Origin of the sequence: Streptomyces sp. NPDC091371 (genome assembly GCF_040684275.1) — a bacterium.
Lineage (GTDB): Bacteria > Actinomycetota > Actinomycetes > Streptomycetales > Streptomycetaceae > Streptomyces.
Genome location: NZ_JBFBFP010000005.1, coordinates 98,132 through 115,148, shown reverse-complemented (window position 1 = coordinate 115,148; position 17,017 = coordinate 98,132). Strand labels below are relative to the sequence as shown.

The 17,017-nt window shown below is 71.7% G+C and carries 17 protein-coding genes and 1 pseudogene; 11 read left to right on the top strand and 7 right to left on the bottom strand.

Going from position 1 to position 17,017, the window contains the following annotated elements:
• Positions 1–57 precede the first annotated feature (57 nt).
• Positions 58–948: a phosphatase PAP2 family protein gene (locus tag AB0O21_RS08830; protein WP_365168018.1), complete on the top strand. Its 891-nt coding sequence runs from the start codon at positions 58–60 to the stop codon at positions 946–948.
• 15 nt (positions 949–963) lie between these two features.
• On the opposite strand, the gene AB0O21_RS08825 is transcribed toward AB0O21_RS08830, so the two are convergent.
• From AB0O21_RS08825 to AB0O21_RS08815, 3 genes are read right to left on the bottom strand one after another with little or no spacing between them, the layout of a single operon-like run.
• The gene (locus AB0O21_RS08825) at positions 964–2,034 is read right to left on the bottom strand and encodes a hypothetical protein (RefSeq protein ID WP_365168016.1); all 1,071 of its coding nucleotides are present in this window, start codon (positions 2,032–2,034) and stop codon (positions 964–966) included.
• Positions 2,034–2,294, bottom strand: a complete 261-nt coding sequence (locus AB0O21_RS08820; RefSeq protein ID WP_365168013.1) for a DUF397 domain-containing protein — start codon at positions 2,292–2,294, stop codon at positions 2,034–2,036. The genes AB0O21_RS08825 and AB0O21_RS08820 overlap by 1 nt, the downstream gene beginning before the upstream one ends.
• Complete coding sequence (locus tag AB0O21_RS08815) at positions 2,291–3,139, bottom strand: helix-turn-helix transcriptional regulator (protein WP_365168010.1); 849 nt, start codon at positions 3,137–3,139, stop codon at positions 2,291–2,293. Before AB0O21_RS08815 ends, AB0O21_RS08820 begins: the two co-directional genes overlap by 4 nt.
• Positions 3,140–3,246: 107 nt before the next feature.
• Here AB0O21_RS08815 and AB0O21_RS08810 point away from each other — a divergent pair, with 107 nt between their 5' ends.
• The 3 genes and pseudogenes from AB0O21_RS08810 to AB0O21_RS08800 all read left to right on the top strand — a co-directional run.
• Entirely contained in the window at positions 3,247–3,711 is a 465-nt protein-coding gene (locus AB0O21_RS08810) for an ATP-binding protein (RefSeq protein ID WP_365168008.1), read from the top strand.
• Between the two features lie 207 nt (positions 3,712–3,918).
• A complete protein-coding gene (locus tag AB0O21_RS08805) occupies positions 3,919–4,806 on the top strand; it encodes a helix-turn-helix domain-containing protein (protein WP_365168006.1) in 888 nt (295 codons plus the stop codon).
• Between the two features lie 77 nt (positions 4,807–4,883).
• Positions 4,884–5,073: pseudogene (locus AB0O21_RS08800) on the top strand (transposase); the annotation flags it as partial.
• A gap of 8 nt (positions 5,074–5,081) precedes the next feature.
• On the opposite strand, the gene AB0O21_RS08795 reads toward AB0O21_RS08800, so the two are convergent.
• Positions 5,082–7,352, bottom strand: coding sequence for an MMPL family transporter (locus AB0O21_RS08795; protein WP_365168003.1), 2,271 nt, complete (start codon positions 7,350–7,352; stop codon positions 5,082–5,084).
• A gap of 175 nt (positions 7,353–7,527) precedes the next feature.
• On the opposite strand from AB0O21_RS08795, the gene AB0O21_RS08790 reads away from it, so the two are divergent.
• Positions 7,528–8,700 carry a histidine kinase gene (locus AB0O21_RS08790; RefSeq protein ID WP_365168000.1) on the top strand — a complete coding sequence of 391 codons (1,173 nt, stop codon included), beginning with the start codon at positions 7,528–7,530 and terminating at the stop codon, positions 8,698–8,700.
• Positions 8,675–9,337, top strand: a complete 663-nt coding sequence (locus AB0O21_RS08785) for a response regulator transcription factor (RefSeq protein ID WP_189935713.1) — start codon at positions 8,675–8,677, stop codon at positions 9,335–9,337. The genes AB0O21_RS08790 and AB0O21_RS08785 overlap by 26 nt, the downstream gene beginning before the upstream one ends.
• 143 nt (positions 9,338–9,480) lie before the next feature.
• On the opposite strand, the gene AB0O21_RS08780 is transcribed toward AB0O21_RS08785, so the two are convergent.
• Positions 9,481–10,014: a DinB family protein gene (locus tag AB0O21_RS08780; protein ID WP_365167997.1), complete on the bottom strand. Its 534-nt coding sequence runs from the start codon at positions 10,012–10,014 to the stop codon at positions 9,481–9,483.
• Between the two features lie 209 nt (positions 10,015–10,223).
• Here AB0O21_RS08780 and AB0O21_RS08775 point away from each other — a divergent pair, with 209 nt between their 5' ends.
• The gene (locus AB0O21_RS08775; RefSeq protein WP_365167995.1) at positions 10,224–10,772 is read left to right on the top strand and encodes a DUF1062 domain-containing protein; all 549 of its coding nucleotides are present in this window, start codon (positions 10,224–10,226) and stop codon (positions 10,770–10,772) included.
• 433 nt (positions 10,773–11,205) lie between these two features.
• Positions 11,206–11,961 carry a CAP domain-containing protein gene (locus AB0O21_RS08770; RefSeq protein ID WP_365167993.1) on the top strand — a complete coding sequence of 252 codons (756 nt, stop codon included), beginning with the start codon at positions 11,206–11,208 and terminating at the stop codon, positions 11,959–11,961.
• Between the two features lie 3 nt (positions 11,962–11,964).
• Here AB0O21_RS08770 and AB0O21_RS08765 read toward each other — a convergent pair whose 3' ends face one another.
• Complete coding sequence (locus AB0O21_RS08765; protein ID WP_365167991.1) at positions 11,965–13,539, bottom strand: amidohydrolase; 1,575 nt, start codon at positions 13,537–13,539, stop codon at positions 11,965–11,967.
• On the bottom strand, positions 13,461–14,960 hold the full coding sequence (locus AB0O21_RS08760; protein ID WP_365168307.1) for an APC family permease: 1,500 nt from the start codon (positions 14,958–14,960) through the stop codon (positions 13,461–13,463). The genes AB0O21_RS08765 and AB0O21_RS08760 overlap by 79 nt, the downstream gene beginning before the upstream one ends.
• Before the next feature lie 166 nt (positions 14,961–15,126).
• On the opposite strand from AB0O21_RS08760, the gene AB0O21_RS08755 reads away from it, so the two are divergent.
• Genes AB0O21_RS08755 through AB0O21_RS08745 form a run of 3 tightly spaced genes read left to right on the top strand, consistent with a single transcriptional unit; the run spans position 15,127 to position 16,984 of the window.
• On the top strand, positions 15,127–15,744 hold the full coding sequence (locus tag AB0O21_RS08755) for a TetR/AcrR family transcriptional regulator C-terminal domain-containing protein (protein ID WP_365167989.1): 618 nt from the start codon (positions 15,127–15,129) through the stop codon (positions 15,742–15,744).
• Between the two features lie 36 nt (positions 15,745–15,780).
• The gene (locus AB0O21_RS08750) at positions 15,781–16,386 is read left to right on the top strand and encodes a 1,4-alpha-glucan branching protein (RefSeq protein ID WP_365167986.1); all 606 of its coding nucleotides are present in this window, start codon (positions 15,781–15,783) and stop codon (positions 16,384–16,386) included.
• 43 nt (positions 16,387–16,429) lie between these two features.
• Entirely contained in the window at positions 16,430–16,984 is a 555-nt protein-coding gene (locus tag AB0O21_RS08745; RefSeq protein WP_365167984.1) for a DinB family protein, read from the top strand.
• The last annotated feature ends 33 nt before the right edge of the window (positions 16,985–17,017 follow it).

The window sequence follows — 17,017 nt, the reverse complement described above, 5'->3', positions numbered from 1 at the left end:
CAAGACCGTCCCGAGGGATGATCGGAGGCGGTAAGCCATCTGGCAGACTCCTATCCCATGGGTGAAGCGAGCGTGAAGACACTGGAAACCGGGACGGATGTCTCGTCACACCCCGTGACGGAGACAGACACCCGCCCGGCGTCCGATCGCACCCTGGTCTCCCGGCTGCGCTCGCCCCGCCGGCCGCGGATCTGGTTCGAGGTCCTCCTCATCGCGGTCAGCTACTGGACGTACTCGCTGATCCGCAACGCCGTGCCCGAGCAGAAGGCGGCCGCCCTCGCGAACGCCGACTGGATCTGGCGCGTCGAGCACGATCTCGGCATCGCCGTGGAGAAGTCCGTCAACCACGCCGTCGATTCGGTGACGTGGCTGGTCGTGGGCATGAACTACTACTACGCCACGCTCCACTTCATCGTGACCATCGGCGTGCTCGTGTGGATCTACCGCTTCCATCCCGGGCGTTACGCGGCCACGCGCCTGGTCCTCTTCGCCACCACGGGCGTTGCCCTCGTCGGCTACTACTTCTACCCGCTCGCGCCGCCCCGGCTGATGAACGGGCAGGACTTCATCGACACCGTGCTCGTGCACCACACGTGGGGCTCCATGGCCTCCGGCAACCTCAAGCACATGTCGAACCAGTACGCCGCGATGCCGTCGATGCACATAGGGTGGTCGCTCTGGTGCGGGCTGACGATCTTCGCGGTCGCCTCCGCCCCCTGGGCCCGGATCCTGGGCCTGCTCTACCCGACGGCGACGCTGGTCGTCATCGTGGCCACCGCGAACCACTTCTGGCTCGACGCGGTGGGCGGCCTGCTCTGCCTGGCCTTCGGCTACCTCGTCTCGCGGGCCTGGTACGGCTCGCTCCCGCACCGGCTCCCGCGCCACCCCGAGCACGCGGGCGCCCACCCCTTCTCCGAGGCCCTGGCCAACGCCTTCCGCCGCGCCTGACCCCACCCCGGCCGGTCACCGCTCGATGCGGGCCAGGGCTTCCCCGAGGGTGCGGGTGTACATCTCGTCCACCAGGATGGACAGGCCCCGGAACCCGTACGCCAGGCGGCGCTCCGAATCCAGGATCCCCCGCAACCGGGGCGCGGCCACGGCGGCCGCGGGGCCGATCTCTCCGAGGTGGCGGACGGCCTGCCGTACGGGCTGGGCCGGGTTCCCCGTCCATCCCGGGTCCACGGCCGCCAGCAGCACCGGCACGGCGGGCTCCGGGTCCCCGGTGATCCGCCAGTAGGCGTGCGCCGCCGAGGTACGGATCCACGCGCCGGGCGATTCCATCAGGCCGCGCACCGTCCCCGCGTACCGGGACGCCGCCGGGCCCAGGTCCGCCAGGAAGGGCAGCCCGTTGCCGGCGCTCCCCGAGCCGACCGCCGCCCCGCACACGGCCAGGGCGAGGGTGTCGTCCCCGGTCACCCGCCAGTGCGCCCACGCGGCCGGCCGCAGGTGGTGACGGCGGGCGCGGGGGTCCCGGCCGGTGGCGAAGTCGGCCAGCCGGTCCGCGGCGGCCTCCGCAGGGGGGCCGATCCGGCCGAGGACGCGCAGGGCCTGGTAGGCGTAGTCCCTGTCGAGGTCCAGGCACGGGACCACCTCCGGCACCGCGGGCCCGGCGTCGGGGCCCCACGCGGCCAGGACGTCGAGCACGAGGGCCAGGCCATGCCGCTCCGGGTCCCGCAGAACGCCCCGCACCATCGGCAGCAGCTCGGCTGCGGGCAGCTGGGCCAGGGTGTGCGCGTGCAGGCGCCCGAAGGGGAAATGGGACCGCTCCAGGGCGGACACCGCACGGCTGTCGCCCATCCCCGCGAGGGCGAACGCGCACGCGGTGACGGTGCCGCTGGAGGAGGCGAAGGCCGTGAGGGCCCGGGCGAGCCGGTCGGCCTGCCCGGAGACGACCCGGCCGGCCTGGACCAGCGCGTGGTCGGCGTCCCAGCTCCCGCGTCCGGCGATGACCGCCTTGATCACGGTGTCCCAGCACTCCGGGTCCGGCCGCCGATACCGGAACACGGCCTCGACGGCGGGACCCAGTCGTCTCACTACGAAGCCGAGGCGTGGGCGACGAAGCCGGTCCAGGCGGCCGGGGTGAGGGCGAGGCGGGCGTGTTCGGGGCGCTTGGAGTCCCGGACGAGGACGGTGCCGGGGGTGTGGGCGACCTCGACGCAGTTGGGTCCGTCGTTGGTGCTGTAGCTGCTCTTGGTCCAGGCGACTTCGATGCAGTCGGGCCCGTCGGCGGTGCTGTAACTGCTCTTGACCCACGTCAGTTCGGAGAGGCCCTCGGCCGACGGCTTGATGCTCATGTCTCCCCCAGTACCTTCTCGATGACCTTCAGCGATTCACGAGGCGTCAGAGCCTGTGCCCGGATCATGCCATAGCGCATGTCCAGGATCTGGACCTCTTTGGGCTCGATGATCAAGCGGTGAGCGAGCTGAGCTTCGTTGTGCCCGACCGTCGTTCCGTCGCTGAGACGCATGACCTTGAACGATGCGGCGAGACCAGAGTGCTCTTCGACCGCAGTGGGCATCACTTGGAGCTCCACGTTGCGCAGCCCGCCCACCTCCAGCAGGTGTTCCAGTTGGCGGCGCAGCACCATCCTGCCCCCGATGGGCCGCCGGAGGACAGACTCCTCTTGTACGACGGTCAGCAACGGGGCCGGATGCTGCCGGAGGATCTCCTGGCGTGCCAGCCTTGCGGCCACCAGGCGCTCGACCTCTTCCTCCGAGAACGCGGGGCGCCTGAGCCCGAAGAGGGCACGTGCGTACTCCTCTGTCTGGAGCAAACCGGTCACCACGACGTTGTCGTACGACCCGATCTCCACGGCCTCGGATTCCAACTTGGCCAGATCACGAACCTTCTTCGGATACCGCGCCCGCTGGATATCCGCCTTCATCGCGGCGATTTTCCCACCCGCCCCCAGGATCTCGTCCGCCTTGTCCAGGAACTCCGGGCGCGGAATACGGGCGCCGCGCTCGATCTTGTAGATCAGGTTCTGACCGTAACCCATCCGCTCACCGAACTTGGCACGGTCGAGTCCAGCCGCCTCCCGCCACATTTTCAACTGGCGTCCCACCGTGGCGATGACCGCCCCCGATTCGTCGTCCGGGTCGAGTTCCCAGCTCGACTCGTCGGCGCCGTCTGTGCTCATGCCACCTCCATTGACCGGGAGGACACCACGGGACCCGCTTGGACAACCGTCGTACACAGCGCCCTCAACCCTGTTCAGGTTACGCACGGATAGCCACGCTGAGTCACGTGAATCAGGAAATCAGTCTCGTCGCCACGCTCCCCTCCACCCCGCGCGGAGCGCGTGCCGCTCGCGCGCTCACGGTGGCCCAACTCGCGGAACAGTCGCTTCCGTTCGAAGACGCCGCACAGGTTGTCGCCGAACTGGCCGCGAACGCCGTAACCCACGGGAGGGTGCGCGGGCGCGACTTCCGGCTGGCGTTGCTCCTCACGCCCGGGCCTACGCTCCGTATCGAGGTGTCGGACACCCGGCGGGAGGCCGGCCCACCCGCAGTGGCCGAAGTTCCGCAGCCCGGGGCGGAGTCGGGACGGGGGCTCGCCCTGGTGTCCGCGTTGGCGACGCGCTGGGGAACAGACCACGGGCCGGCGCCGCTGAAAACCGTATGGGCGGAAATGGATTTCGGAGGTCCGATTTCACCGGATCGAGGTTTTCACGACCCGGTCGGCCACCACCCGGTCACACTCGACGCCTAAGGACTAGATAACCGGGGGAAACGGCCTTACCAAACCTCCCCCTCCCCTCTCACTCGGTCGGGTGAATCACCCCAACCGGGCTGGCGCATATGCCAATTCGCCGGGCACTCTGACTCCCGACAAACCCATAAAACGCGTTCGGCCCCCGCACGGGACTGCCATCCCGCCGAGGGCCTGACCATCGAGAAGGAAACACAGAGTCCTTCCATGGCTGACCAGCAGCTTAGCGCGCCCCCGCGCGCCTCGTCGGGCATCCGGCACATCAACCACGACCACCGTCGCGGCTACGTCAAGATCGGCAACCATCTCGCCCAGCACCGTGCGCTGAGCATGACGGCGATCGGGCTGGCCACGCACATCCAGTCCCTCCCGCCGGGCGCCAAGGTGACCATCAAGGCCCTCGCCGCCCGCTTCCCGGAGGGCGAGGTCCGTATCGCCGCCGCCCTGCGCGAGCTGGAGGCACACGGCTACCTGGCCCGCTTCCAGGAGCGGCTCCCGTCCGGGCGTGTCGTGACCTGCACGGTCTCGTACAACAACCCGCCCGCGAGGTTCGCGGAGGCGGGCCGCGAGCAGCGCGGCCGGCACACGGCGTCTGCGCCGTCGGCGCCGACCCCGGAAGCGGACCCCGAGGCGGACCCCGACCCGGAGCCCGCACCCGTCCCCGTACTGGAGCAGGAGCAGGCGCAGGAGCCGGACGCGGAGCGGGACGTCGTACCGGAAGTCGAGCTACAGGCACGGGAGTTGCTGGCCCGGCTGCGGTTGCGCGATCCCCGGCTGGTGCTGTCCGAGCGCGACACGGTGCGGCTGGCGCCCGCCGCGGCCGTCTGGCTGGAGCGCGGGCTCGTCCCGAGCGCCGTCGCCGCCGCGCTCACGAACCGGCTGCCGCTGACGCCGATCCACTCCCCGGCGGCGCTGCTCGCCCACCGCCTACGGGAACTCGTACCGCCCCGCCTGCCGGACTCCCGGGCTGGGGCCGCCGCGCCCCCGGACCGCACGATCCTCCCGCTCCGCGCGTGCGAGGGCTGCGGCCGCGGCATCCGCTCCGCCACCCCGGCCCACTGCGCCGACTGCGCCTCCGGGGCCGCCGTCGCTTAGGGCGCGTATCGAGTCGTGATCAATTTGCGGGATGTGCCTTCGTGGCACGGTCCGGTCCGATCCACCGCCCGAGCCCACCAGGCATTCATCCTGACCACAGGCCAGGCAGCGGACAGCCCGCAGTTCATCCCCGTCCTGAAGAAGGTACGGGTACGCGGGCCCATCGGCCGACCCCGCATCCGGCCGGACGCGGTCGCCGGGGACAAGGCGTACTCGTCCCGCGGAAACCGCGCCCACCTGCGCAAACGCCGTATCAAGGCGGTCATCGAGTTGAGTCAGCGGTCAACCAGCCGTGGACGCGGGGCTTCACCCGTGGATTCCGCGTCGGTGTCGTCGGTGCCGACCGGGCCGCGGGGAAGCATCCGGTCCAGCCACTTCGGCAGCCACCAGTTGGTCCGGCCGAGGAGTGTCATGGTCGCCGGTACCAGCACCATGCGTACGACCGTGGCGTCGATGAAGATCGCGGTGGCCAGGCCGAGCCCGAACATCTTGGCGGAGGGGTCGTCGGCGACGGCGAAGGACAGGAAGACCGCCACCATGATGAGGGCGGCCGAGGTGATGATCCGGGCGGTGCGCGAGATGCCCTCAACGATCGCCGTGCCGTTGTCGCCGGTGCGCAGGTACTCCTCGCGCACGCGGGAGAGGAGGAACACCTCGTAGTCCATCGACAGGCCGAACAGGATGGCGAAGAGGAACATCGGGATGAACGACACGATCGGAACCGTCGCTTCCAGCCCGATGAGTGCGCCTCCCCAGCCCCACTGGAAGACCGCGACCATGATGCCGTAGGCCGCGCCGATGCTCAGCAGGTTCAGCAGTACCGCCTTGAGCGGTACGAGTACCGAGCGGAAGACCAGCACCAGCAGCAGGAACGACATCGCCAGCACGGCGGCGACGAACACCGGCAGGCGTTGGCTGGTGCGTTGGCCCACATCGGACAGGCTCGCGGCGGCGCCGCCGACGTGGGCCCTGGCCGGGCCGTGCCCGATCGCCGTGGGCAGCACGTCGGTGCGCAGCCGGGCGATGGTGTCGGCCGTGGCCTTGTCCTGAGGGCTGGTGGTCGGGAACACCACGAGGGTCGCGATGCCGGTGGCCCCATCGATGTGCGTCGGCGCGACGGATGCGATGCCCGGATCCGCCGCGACCGCCCCGACGAGTCGGTCCAGCACTCCCGGATCACCGGTGGGGTCCGCGGCGATGACGACGGGACCGTTGGTGCCCGGGCCGAACCCCTCGGCGACGAGGTCGTAGGCGCGGCGCTCGGTACGGCTGTGGGGCAGTGAGCCGTCGTCGGGCAGGCCGACGCGCAGGCCGAGCACGGGCAGCGTCGCGGTCAGCAGCAGCCCCGCCGCGCCGATCGCGTACGGCACCGGGTGCCGGCTGACGTGCCCGATCCAGCGACGCCACCCGGCGGCGTGGGCGGCGCCTGCCTCCGGGTCCTGCCGCCGTGCGAGTCGGCCCGGCTTCCTGGTCTGCAGAGCCCGGCCGATCCGGCCGGCCCGGGCCAGGCGTGGGCCGGCGGCGCCGAGGAAGGCCGGCAGAAGCGTCACCGACGCGAGCACCATCGTCAGGACGACGATCGAGACGGCAACCCCGCCCACCGTCATGAACGGCACGTTCGCGACCGCCAGGCCGAGGATCGACACGACGACGGTGCCGCCGGCGAAGACCACCGGCCGCCCCGCCGTTGCCACCGCCCGTCCGGCCGCCGCCTGCGGATCGAGCCCGCGCGCGAGGTACTCCCGGTGCCTGGCGAGCACGAACAGCGCGTAGTCGATGCCCACTCCGAGCCCGACCATGCTGCCCAGGACCGGTACGAAGGTGGGGACGTCTGTCACCCCCGCCAGTACCGTCATCGTGGCGACTCCGATGGTCAGCCCGAAGACCGCCATGCCGATCGGCAGCGCGGCGGCGACCAGCGAACCGAACGCCAGGAACAGGATCGCGGCCGCGGCGAGGAGGCCGATCAACTCGCTCGCGCCGCCGTCGGGGTCGGAGAAGGCGTAGAAGAGGCTCCCGCCCATCTCGATGCGCAGCGGCAGTTCGGCGCGCAGCCGGTCGCCGAGATCAACGAGGGCGTCGAGGTCTTCGGCCGACAGCCGGCTCTGGTCGGGGTACTGCACCCGGACGACCGCGATCCGCCCGTCGGCCGAAACGAGGCCGCCGCGCACGGCGGTGTCCCCGCCCGCGTCGAGCGCCGCCGCCGGGTCGCTCGTGCCGAGCACGTGCGGCAGCCGCTGCACCTCGGCCCGCAGCCGCGTGAGAGCGGTGCGCGCGCCGTCGTCGTCGAAGAACGTGGCACCGTCGTCGAGGGGGGTGACGACCACTTGGGCGGTCATCCCCTCCTGGCCGGTGCCGGCCCGCTCGATCAGTTCCGCGGCCCGCTGGGAGTCCAGTCCCGGAGCGGTCATCGAGTCCGCGGTCCGCCCGCCGAAGGCGACGGCGGCGAGGACGGCGAGCGTGGCGGCAATCAGCCATGCCGCGATCACCCGCCAGGGATGGCGGGCGGCGCTTGCGCCCAGGCGCAACAGGGCTTTCGAGAGCATCGGGTCCTCCAACCACCTCGTCGGCCGTCCTTGTACGGCCGACGATGCCGAGGATCGTCGCCACGGTGCTCCGGGGCATCGGCCCGCGGGCCGCGGATCCGTCGGCCCCGGGGCGGAGTGACGACCCGTCCTTTCGGCCGATGCGCGGCACGCCGCGGTCCCTAGGCTGAGAACCGTGCTCCGAGACGACCTGCGAACCCTGTGGACCGAACCCCGGCCGCCCGACGCGCCCGCCCGCGTGTGGCGGGACTGGACGCTGCTCGCCGCGGGCCTTGCCGGTGTGGCGCTGGAGGCCACCCTGCGCGAGAACGTCGTGTGGCGGCCGGTGGCGGTGGTGTTCGCCGTATGGCTGTGCCTGCTGCTCCTGTGGCGCCGGACCCGCCCGCTGGCGATGGTGACGCTGGCGTTCGGCTCGGTGATCCTGCTTCCGGTGGCCTCGCTCGTCGCCGCAGGGCGCGAGCCCGTCGGCCTGGACACCGGCGCGGTCGTGCTCGTGCTGGTGTACGCGCTGCCCCGGTGGGGATCGGGACGCGAGATCGTGCTGGGCGGCGCGGTGATCCTCGCGGCCGGCGCGCTGTGTGTCGTCACGTACGAGACCCCGGTCGTCGAAAAGGTCGGGGGCTTCGTCTTCCTGCTGCTGCCCGGCGTGGTCGGGGCTGCCGTGCGGTTCCGGGTGACCGCTCGCGAGCGGCAGTTGGACCAGGTGCGCTCCCGCGAGCGCGAGCAGCTCGCCCGGGAACTGCACGACACGGTGGCCCACCACGTGTCGGCCATGGTGATCATCGCCCAGGCGGGCCGGGTGCTCGCGGGCACCGACCCGTCCGCCGCCGTCGAGGCGCTGGAGGGGGTCGAGGAGGAAGGGGCGCGCACGCTGGAGGAAATGCGCGCCATGGTCGCCGCGCTGCGCGACCGCGGGGTCGGCGCCGAGCTGGCGCCCCCTGCCGGAGTCGCGGATCTGGAGCGCCTGGTGCGCACCCCGGGTGGTCGCCTCAGGGTCGACCTGGGGCTCGACGGCGAACTGGACGCGCTGCCCCCGGCCGTGGACGCGGCCGTCTACCGGATCGTGCAGGAGTCGGTGACCAATGCGCTGCGCCATGCGGTCGACGCGACCGAGCTCGTCGTCCGGGTCGCCGCGGAACGGCACACGGTACGGGTGAGCGTGCGCGACAACGGCCGGCGCACCGGCCGGGGTCGCGACGGATACGGACTTACCGGACTGCGCGAGCGCGCGACCCTGCTCGGCGGCAGACTACGAGCCGGCCCGGGTACTGACCGGGGCTGGCATGTCGAAGCCGAACTGCCGAGAGCGAGGAGCGAGAGCGGTGTCCATTCGCGTCCTCGTCGCTGACGACCAGACGATCATCCGCACCGGGTTGCGGATCATGCTGAACGCCCAGCCCGGCATCGAGGTGGTCGGCGAGGCCGCCGACGGGCGGGAAGCGGTACGCCTGGCCCGCGAACTACGCCCCGACGTCTGCCTGTTCGACATCCGCATGCCCGTACTCGACGGGCTCGAGGCCACCCGGCTGGTCGCCGGCCCGGGCGTCGCCGACCCGCTGGCCGTGGTCGTCATCACCACGTTCGACCTCGACGAGTACGTCTACGGCTCACTGCGTGCGGGCGCCCGCGGATTCCTCCTCAAGGACACGGGACCGGACCTTCTGGCGCAGGCCGTACGGTCGGCGTCCGACGGTGAGGCGCTCATCGCGCCCAGCGTCACCGTCCGTCTGCTCCAGGCATTCGCGGACCTGCCCGCCGGCCGGCCCGTGGCCCAGCCGGTCTCCCCCGTCACCGCCCGCGAGGAGCAGGTGCTCGTCGCCGTCGCTCGCGGGCTGACCAACACCGAGATCGCCGATGCACTGCACATCAGCCTCAGCACGGTGAAGACGCATCTGGCCAGCCTGATGGCCAAACTCGGCGCCCGCAACCGGGTCGAGATCGCGATGTGGGCCTACGAAACGCGCCGCATCCTCCCCGGAACCTGAGCCGGGTGCCGGGCCATGTCCCATGAGTCCCCGCCCGGACATCAGTGCACCGGTCGGCTCACGTCGGACACCGCACCACTGACCCTCCGGAGCCGACCACTCAGAGGCCGCGCAGACAGGTGGCGTGCGGGGGTGTCCGCCGCTCATTCGCCGCGCGTGCCGTCGGCCATCTCGCGGAGCAGGTCCATGTGGCCGACGTGCCGGGCCGTCTCCTGGATGACGTGGCTGAGCAGCCACCGCACGGTGTACTCATCACCGTCGACGCTCCGCGTCGCGCGATCGTCGGCGGTCTTGTGCGCGAGTGCCCGCTCCGAGCGGGACCACTCTGCCGTGTAGGCGGCGACGATGCCGGACGGGGTGTCGCTCTCGTGCACCTGCCACTCCGCGTTGGCGTCCTGTGCGTCCCACAGCGGCGGCAGGTCGGATCCGCCGCCGACGATCGACAGCCAGAACCGCTCCACCGCCGTGAGGTGTTTGACCACGCCGGCCAGGCTCATGAACGGCGATGTCGGAAGCGGGGTGGCGGCCGCCCGGCCGGTGTCCAGGCCGGCGATCTTGTTGACGACGGTGGTGCGCAGGAAAGAGAGGAACTCCCACTGCAGGCGCAGTTCGTCATCTGCCGACGTGGACGGCCATCGGCGCTCCAGCGAACCAGCGATCGGGCCCGTGCTCGACATGTCGGCAGTCTATTTGCGACGAGGCCGGGTCGAAAACCAGTGGAACGGCGCCGCTTTGCGCCCTAACGTGCTGCCGGACCGAGTCGTCTAGGCAAGGACGTTCCGTTGTACACCGTGTGAGACCCCCCGAGCGCTGATCGGTCGCGCGTCGCACCTGTGCGCCGCGCTGCTTTTTGCTGCGGATTTCTCACTGGAACCGGTGTACTCCTGTGCTCAACAACTGGGTTGTCATACCCACCTGCCTGCCGCTCGTCCGCCGCCGCTGCCACGCGTGCACGTCCGAGCACTTTCGGGCGAACGGCAAATTCCGCGTCAATGCGAACCACAAGCTCCTCGATGCCTGGCTCCTCGTGCTCTGTACCGGGTGCGGGGACACGGCGAAGCTCACGGTCTTCGAGCGGACGAACGTGCGCTCCGTACGACCCGAGCTGCTGGACCGGCTGCACGCCAACGACCTCGGCCTGGCGGCCGAGCTGCTCCAGGATCCGGTCGTGCAGCGTCGCAACCGCGTCGCCCTCGACTGGCGGGACGCCTGGCGCCTCGACACCGGTGGATCTGATCACCTGGACCGCGAGGTCCTCGACGTCTCGGTCCGCTTCACGGCGCGGATTCCCCTCCGGCCGGTGCGGCTGATCGCCGAAGGCTGCGGTCTTCCCCGGGCCGAGGTCGAGAGGCTGATCACGGAGGGGAAGCTCGTGTCGGCGGTCCGGCTGGGCGGCAAGCTCTCCGGCGACTTCACCTTCACGCTCAAGCGCTGAGCCCTCCTGGGGACCGGGGCCCGTCCGGCGAGAACCGCCGGGCGGTTCCCGGCCCTGCGCGTGACATGCGCCACAGTGGACGCGTCGACGCGGCGCACCCGCAGGGGATTTCACGTCGTCGACATTTCGTCGTTTGTCCCGTTTGGAATCGACATTCCCCTCTCCTGCGGGAACGGAATCTGCGATACCGGTGGACTCGCCCCCGACCTGCCTGGTCACGGCTATTTCTGAGAATCCATCAGGCGGTTGCGGCAGTGATCAGATCGTGACCATGCACGATCACCGGTCCGTTTCAAGCCGGGATTCGCATGCCCCGTGTGATGCGGAAACGGAAACTTGCGAGGCCCTCGGCGGCCTTTTAAGAATGGCGGCTCCTCCGGCGACCCGCAGTTCCGGCGCCGGAAGCTTCGCGATCACCGAGTGAGGTCACGGCATGCAGAAGCATCGGAAGAAGAAGCCCTACAGGAAAATAGTCATCGGCGTCGGTGTTCTGGGAATCGTCGCTGTTCCCACGGTGGCCTTCGCCTGCTGGGACACGCAGGACTCCGGTCGGACGCGGGCCGCGAGCTCGGCCGACGAGCGCCCGTGGCAGTACGCGACCCCCTCGTACACCCCCAGCTCCCCGGCCCCTGTGGACCTTCCGACCCCGAGCAGCTCGCCGACCGCCTCCGCCTCCCCCAGCCCCACGGCGTCCGCGCAGCCCGTCGTACAGACGACCCCGCCCGCGCCCCCGAAGCCGCAGCCGACGAAGCCGCCGACCGTGACCCGGCAGCCGGCGCCCGCGCCGCCGAAGCCCTCCGCCCCGGCTCCTTCCGGCTCCGCCGCCCAGGTGCTCGCGCTCGTCAACCAGGAGCGCGCGGCCGCCGGATGCCCGGCCCTCTCCCTCAACGCGAAGCTGACGAAGGCCGCGCAGGACCACAGCGCGGACATGGCCGCTCACAGCAACATGTCCCACACCGGCTCCGACGGATCCGACGCGGGCCAGCGCATCACCCGCGCCGGATACGCGTGGAGCTCGTACGGCGAGAACGTCGCCTACGGCTACAGCACTGCCGAGAAGGTGATGGAGGGCTGGATGAACAGCCCCGGCCACCGGCAGAACATCCTGAACTGCTCCTTCAAGGAGATCGGCATCGGCCTGGCGCAGCCGGGCTATTACTGGACGCAGGACTTCGGGACGGCCGGCTGACGCTCAGCGGTGGGTGATGCGCCCTCCGGACATGGTGAGTTGGACCGGGGCCTCGGCCAGCTCGTCCACCCCCGCCGTGACCGGGTCCAGCCAGAAGGCTGTCAGGTCCGCCCGGAAGCCCGGCGCGATCCGGCCCGCCACCTCCTCCTCCCCCGCCGCGAGCGCCGCGTGCGAGGTCATGCCCTCCAGGGCCATCAGCCCGGTCAGGGCCCGGCCGGCCGAGGCCGCCCCGAGCGGGCTGCGGGCGGTGACCAGCACCTGGCGGGCGTCGAAGTCGGCGATCGGCCAGTCGGAGCCCAGTGCGAGGACGGCTCCCGCGTCGCGCAGGTCCCGGCAGCGCCAGGCCCGTGCGGAGCGGTCCTCCCCCAGCCGCTTCGACCACTCGTCGGTGTGGTCGGCGCGGGTGTACGCGGTGTGGGGCGGCTGCATCGAGGCGATCACCCCGAGCTCCGCGAACCGCTTCAGCTGGTCGTCGGGGACGGTCTCGATGTGCTCGATGCGGTGCCGCATCCGGGCCCGGGCGCCGATCCCCTCCACCGTGTCGAGGACGTGGCGGACGGCGGCGTCGCCGATGGCGTGGGTGGCCGTACGGACCCCGGCCGCGTCCAGGACCCGTACCGCCTGCGCGTAGGCCTCGGGGTCGGGCCAGAAGGCCTCGGTGCCCTGGCCGTGGCAGTCGGCGTGCTCCAGCCAGGCGGTGCCTCCTTCGACGGTGCCGTCCATGAAGAACTTCACCCCGCCGACCTGCCAGTTGCGGCCCATGAGGCGCTGGAGCCCGATCAGCTCGTCGAGCGCGTCGTCGTCGGCGCCCGGCATGCACCAGGGGGCGAGGTTCAGGCGCAGCGGCAGGTGGCCCTCGTACTCGACGGCCGACAGGAGCGCCGGTACGTCTCCGTCGCCGAGGTCCATGACGTGGGCGCCGGTGAGGCCGGTGGCGGCCATGTCGTTCAGCAGTCCGACCAGGCCCGCGCGGCGCTGGGCGGTGGAGGGCTTGGGCACCAGGGCGCCGACCAGGTCCATCGCGGCGTGCTCGATCAGGTGGCCGGTGGGCCGGCCCTCGCCGTCGCAGACGATCTCGGAGCGCTGGGCGAAGGTGCGGGGCCCGGTGATGCCGGCGGCGGCGAGGGCCGCGCCGGAGACGAGGGCCGAGTGGCCGTCGTAGAGGCGCAGGAAGGCGGGGGCGCCGTCCAGGGCGTCCTCGACGAGGGCCCGGTCGATGGGACGCCCGCCGAAGGCGTTGTGGTCGAGGCCGTGGCCGACGACCCAGCCCTTGACGCGCTGCGCGGTGCGCAGGGCGGCGCGGAGCTGGTCGAGGTCCCGTACGGCGGAGAGGTCGGTGCCGGTGGCCATCTCGATGCCCCAGACGGGGTGGCTGTGGGCGTCGGTGAGGCCGGGGGTGAGGGTGGCGCCGCCGAGGTCGATGAGCTCGGTGCCGGGGCCTCGCCAGTCCCGTACGTCGGACTCGTCGCCGACGGCCACGATGTCGCCGCCGAGGACGGCTACCGCGCGGGCTTCGGGACGGCCGGGGTCGAGGGTGCGGACGCGGGCTGCGGTGAGGACGGTGTCGGCAGCGGGCACGGTACTTCTTCTCCTTCGGGGAGGGCGGGCTCTTCGGCGAAGCGGGCGTAGACCTCGGGGCGGCGGGTCTTCAGCCGCTGGGCGAGGGCCAGGCCGGCGAGGAAGACGGCGGGGACGAGGGCGACGAGGACGGTGTTGACGGTGGTCGAGGCCATGGTGAACAGCTCGACCTTGGAGGCGACCAGGAAGATCGCCACGGCGAGGAGGACGGCGGCGGTGACGGGCGCGATCGCCGTACGCCAGGGGCCTTCGGTGTGCGCGGTGCGCCGGAAGTAGACGGGTACGGCGATCGCCGCGAGCAGCATCAGCACCATGAGGGCGATCATGCCCGGGGTGTTCACCCAGAGCAGGAGCTGCTGGTACGGGTCGGCGCCGGCGAGCGCGAAGCCGAGGACGATCACGGCTCCGAGGACGGTCTGCGCGACGCCCGCCAGGTACGGGGAGCGGTGGCGGGGGTGGACGCGGCCGAGGGCGGCGGGCAGGACGCCCTCTTCGGCGAGCGCGAGGGCGTAGCGGTTGATGGCGTTGTGGAAGGCGAGGAGGGAGGCGATGACGCTGGTGACGATGAAGACGTGCATCAGGTCCGCCGCCCAGGGGCCGACGTAGGTGGTGATCGCGGCGAAGAAGAGCCCGCCGGGGTCGGCGGTGGCGGCGGCGATCACTTCTTCGGCGCCGAAGGCCTGGATGACGGTCCAGACGATGAAGGCGTAAAAGAGGCCGAGGAAGGCGACGGCGATGTAGGTGGCGCGCGGGATGGTCCGGTCGGGGTCGCGGGCCTCACGCCGGTAAATGACGGTGGACTCGAAGCCGGTGAAGGCGGCGAACGCGAAGGCCAGGACGGCGGCGGTACCGGGCACGAGGACGGCGCCGGGGGCGAAGGAGCCGAGGGACAGCCCGTGGGCGCCGCCCTCGAGGAGCACTCCGGCGGCGAGCAGGACGAGTATTCCGGTCTCGGCGACGAGCAGGACGCCGAGCAGCTTGGCGCCGAAGTCGATGGAGCGGAAGCCGCCGTACCAGATGAGTGCGAGGCCGGCGAGGGAGACGGGGAGCCAGGGGATGTCGAGGCCGAACAGGGCCCGGCTGGTGTCGGCGGTGGTGGTGCCGAGGAGGCCGTAGACGCCGATCTCCATGCCGTTGTAGCCCACGAGCGCGAGCAGGGCGGCGCCGATGCCGACGCGCTTTCCGAGGCCGCGGGTGATGTAGGCGTAGAAGGCGCCGCCGCTGCGGACGTGGCGGCTCATGGTGGTGAAGCCGACGGCGAAGACGGCGAGGGTGATGCCGGCGAGGAGGTACCCGGCGGGCGCGCCGATGCCGCCGAGGAGGATCGCGACGGGGGCCACGCCCGCCATCACGGTGAGGGGGGCGGCGGCGGAGACGACGAAGAAGGAGATGTCGGCCGTGCCGAGCGCTGCGCGGCGCAGGTCGGGTGGGGTGGCCGGGCGGGTGTTCTCGGGTTCGGGCAAGGCGGGGCCCTTCTGCTGGGGGAGGCAGAATCGGAAACCTAAAGGCTTTCGGTTTGCGGCAATGTAGCCTCCGGTTTCGGAGTACGGGAAGACCTGACGACGACCTCACGGCGGGAGAACACCGATGGCACGGCCGCGCACCCCCCTGCTCGACCGGCAGCGGATCGCCGCGACCGCCCTGCAACTGGTCGCGGAGCAGGGCGAGTTCAGCGTTCCGCAGATCGCCCGGGCGCTCGGGGTGCAGACCGGGTCGGTGTACCACCACGTGGACGGCCGGGCGGGGGTGATCGAGCTGATACGGGAGCTGGTGTGCGACCTGATCGCCGGCGACGCCCTGACCCCGACCGAGGGGACCCCCTGGGACCGCGCCCTGGAGGCGTGGGCGCGCTCCTACCGGGCCGCCTTCGCCGCCTACCCCCGGGCCATCCCGCTGCTGATGACCAACCCGGTGCGGGCCCCGAAGGTCCTCGCCCAGTACGAGCACGCGGTGGCGCTGCTGCGGGAGGCCGGGTTCGCCGAGCCGGACGTGATGCCGCTGCTGACCGCCCTGGAGAACCTGATCCTGGGCTCGGCCCTGGACCTGGCGGCCCCCGAGGCCATGTGGGAGCCGACGGCGCAGACCCCGCTGCTGGCCGGCGCCCTGGCGGCGGTGGGGCCGGGGCGCCGCGCGGACGCGGCCTTCGACCTGGCCCTGGCGGCGTTCCTCGCGTATGCCCGCACGCTGCGGGTCGCGGAGTCGTAGGCTGCGTGGAAACGATCTTTCTGGAGGTTCGTCCGCATGGCTGTCGTCCACCGCACCACCATGACCCCCGGCAAGCTGGAACTCGTGGCGTCGTGGCTGCCGTCGCAGGCCTGGTACGAGGGGCGGCCCGGCCGGGCCCCTGAGCTGATGAAGGCGGGCGGCTTCCGGCTGGACGACCCCGAGGGCGAGGTCGGCATCGAGTTCATGGTGGTCACCGACACGGCGGACGCGGCGGCCCCGGTCACGTACCACGTCCCCCTGACCTACCGGGGCGCCCCGCTGCCCGGCGGAGACGCGGCCCTCGTCGGCACGTCGGAGCACGGCATCCTGGGCACCCGCTGGGTCTACGACGCGGCCCAGGACCCGGTCGCGCTGGCCCAACTCCGCGCGCTGCTGCGGGGCGAGGCGGTCCCGCAGGACCAGAGCGCGAGCGACACCCCGGACCCGACGGTCGTGGTGGTCGCGGGCGAGGAGGGCCCGGAGCTGACGGTCGCCCGCGTCCTGCGCGCGGACGCCCCGGCGGACGCCCCGGCGGACGCCCCGGCGGACGCCCCGGCGGGCCCGGGCACCCATGTCACGGCGACCTGGCAGGACGCGGACGGCAAGCCGGCCCGGGCGGTGTTCGCGGCCCTGCGTACGTGAAATCGACTGGCGGCCCGCTCCCCCACGGACGATCATGCGACGCATGAGCGACCAACCCGCACGCTGGACCCAGGCCACCGTCTACCCCGACATGTGGGCCGACCCGGACGACGACCCCCGTAACAACGAGGCGAGTCCGGAGGGCGAACTGGCAACGCTCCAGGACTTCCTGGTGAACTACCGCCGGACCCTGCTGATGAAGTGCGAGGGCCTGGACCCGGAGCAACTGGCCCTCCGTTCGGTCCCGCCGTCGACGATGTCGCTGCTCGGGCTCCTCCGCCACCTCGCCGAGGTGGAACGGGACTGGCGCACGTGGATCACCGAGGTGCCGCTGCCGAGCCTCTACGGCCATCCCGACGGGGACTTCAACGGCGCCGTCGCCGACCAGGCCGTGGTCGACGCCGCGTACGCGGACCTGGCGCGCGAGCAGGCCGAGACCGACGCCCTGCTCGCCCAGTACCCGGATCTGGGCGTGCGCGTGGGGAAGGACGGAACCTCCATACGCGAGCTGATGGTCCACGGCATCGAGGAGTACGCCCGCCACTGCGGGCACGCCGACCTGCTGCGCGAGTGCGTCGACGGACGGGTGGGGCAGTGACGGGGGCCGGGCGCTAGCCACCGTCGGGTGGGC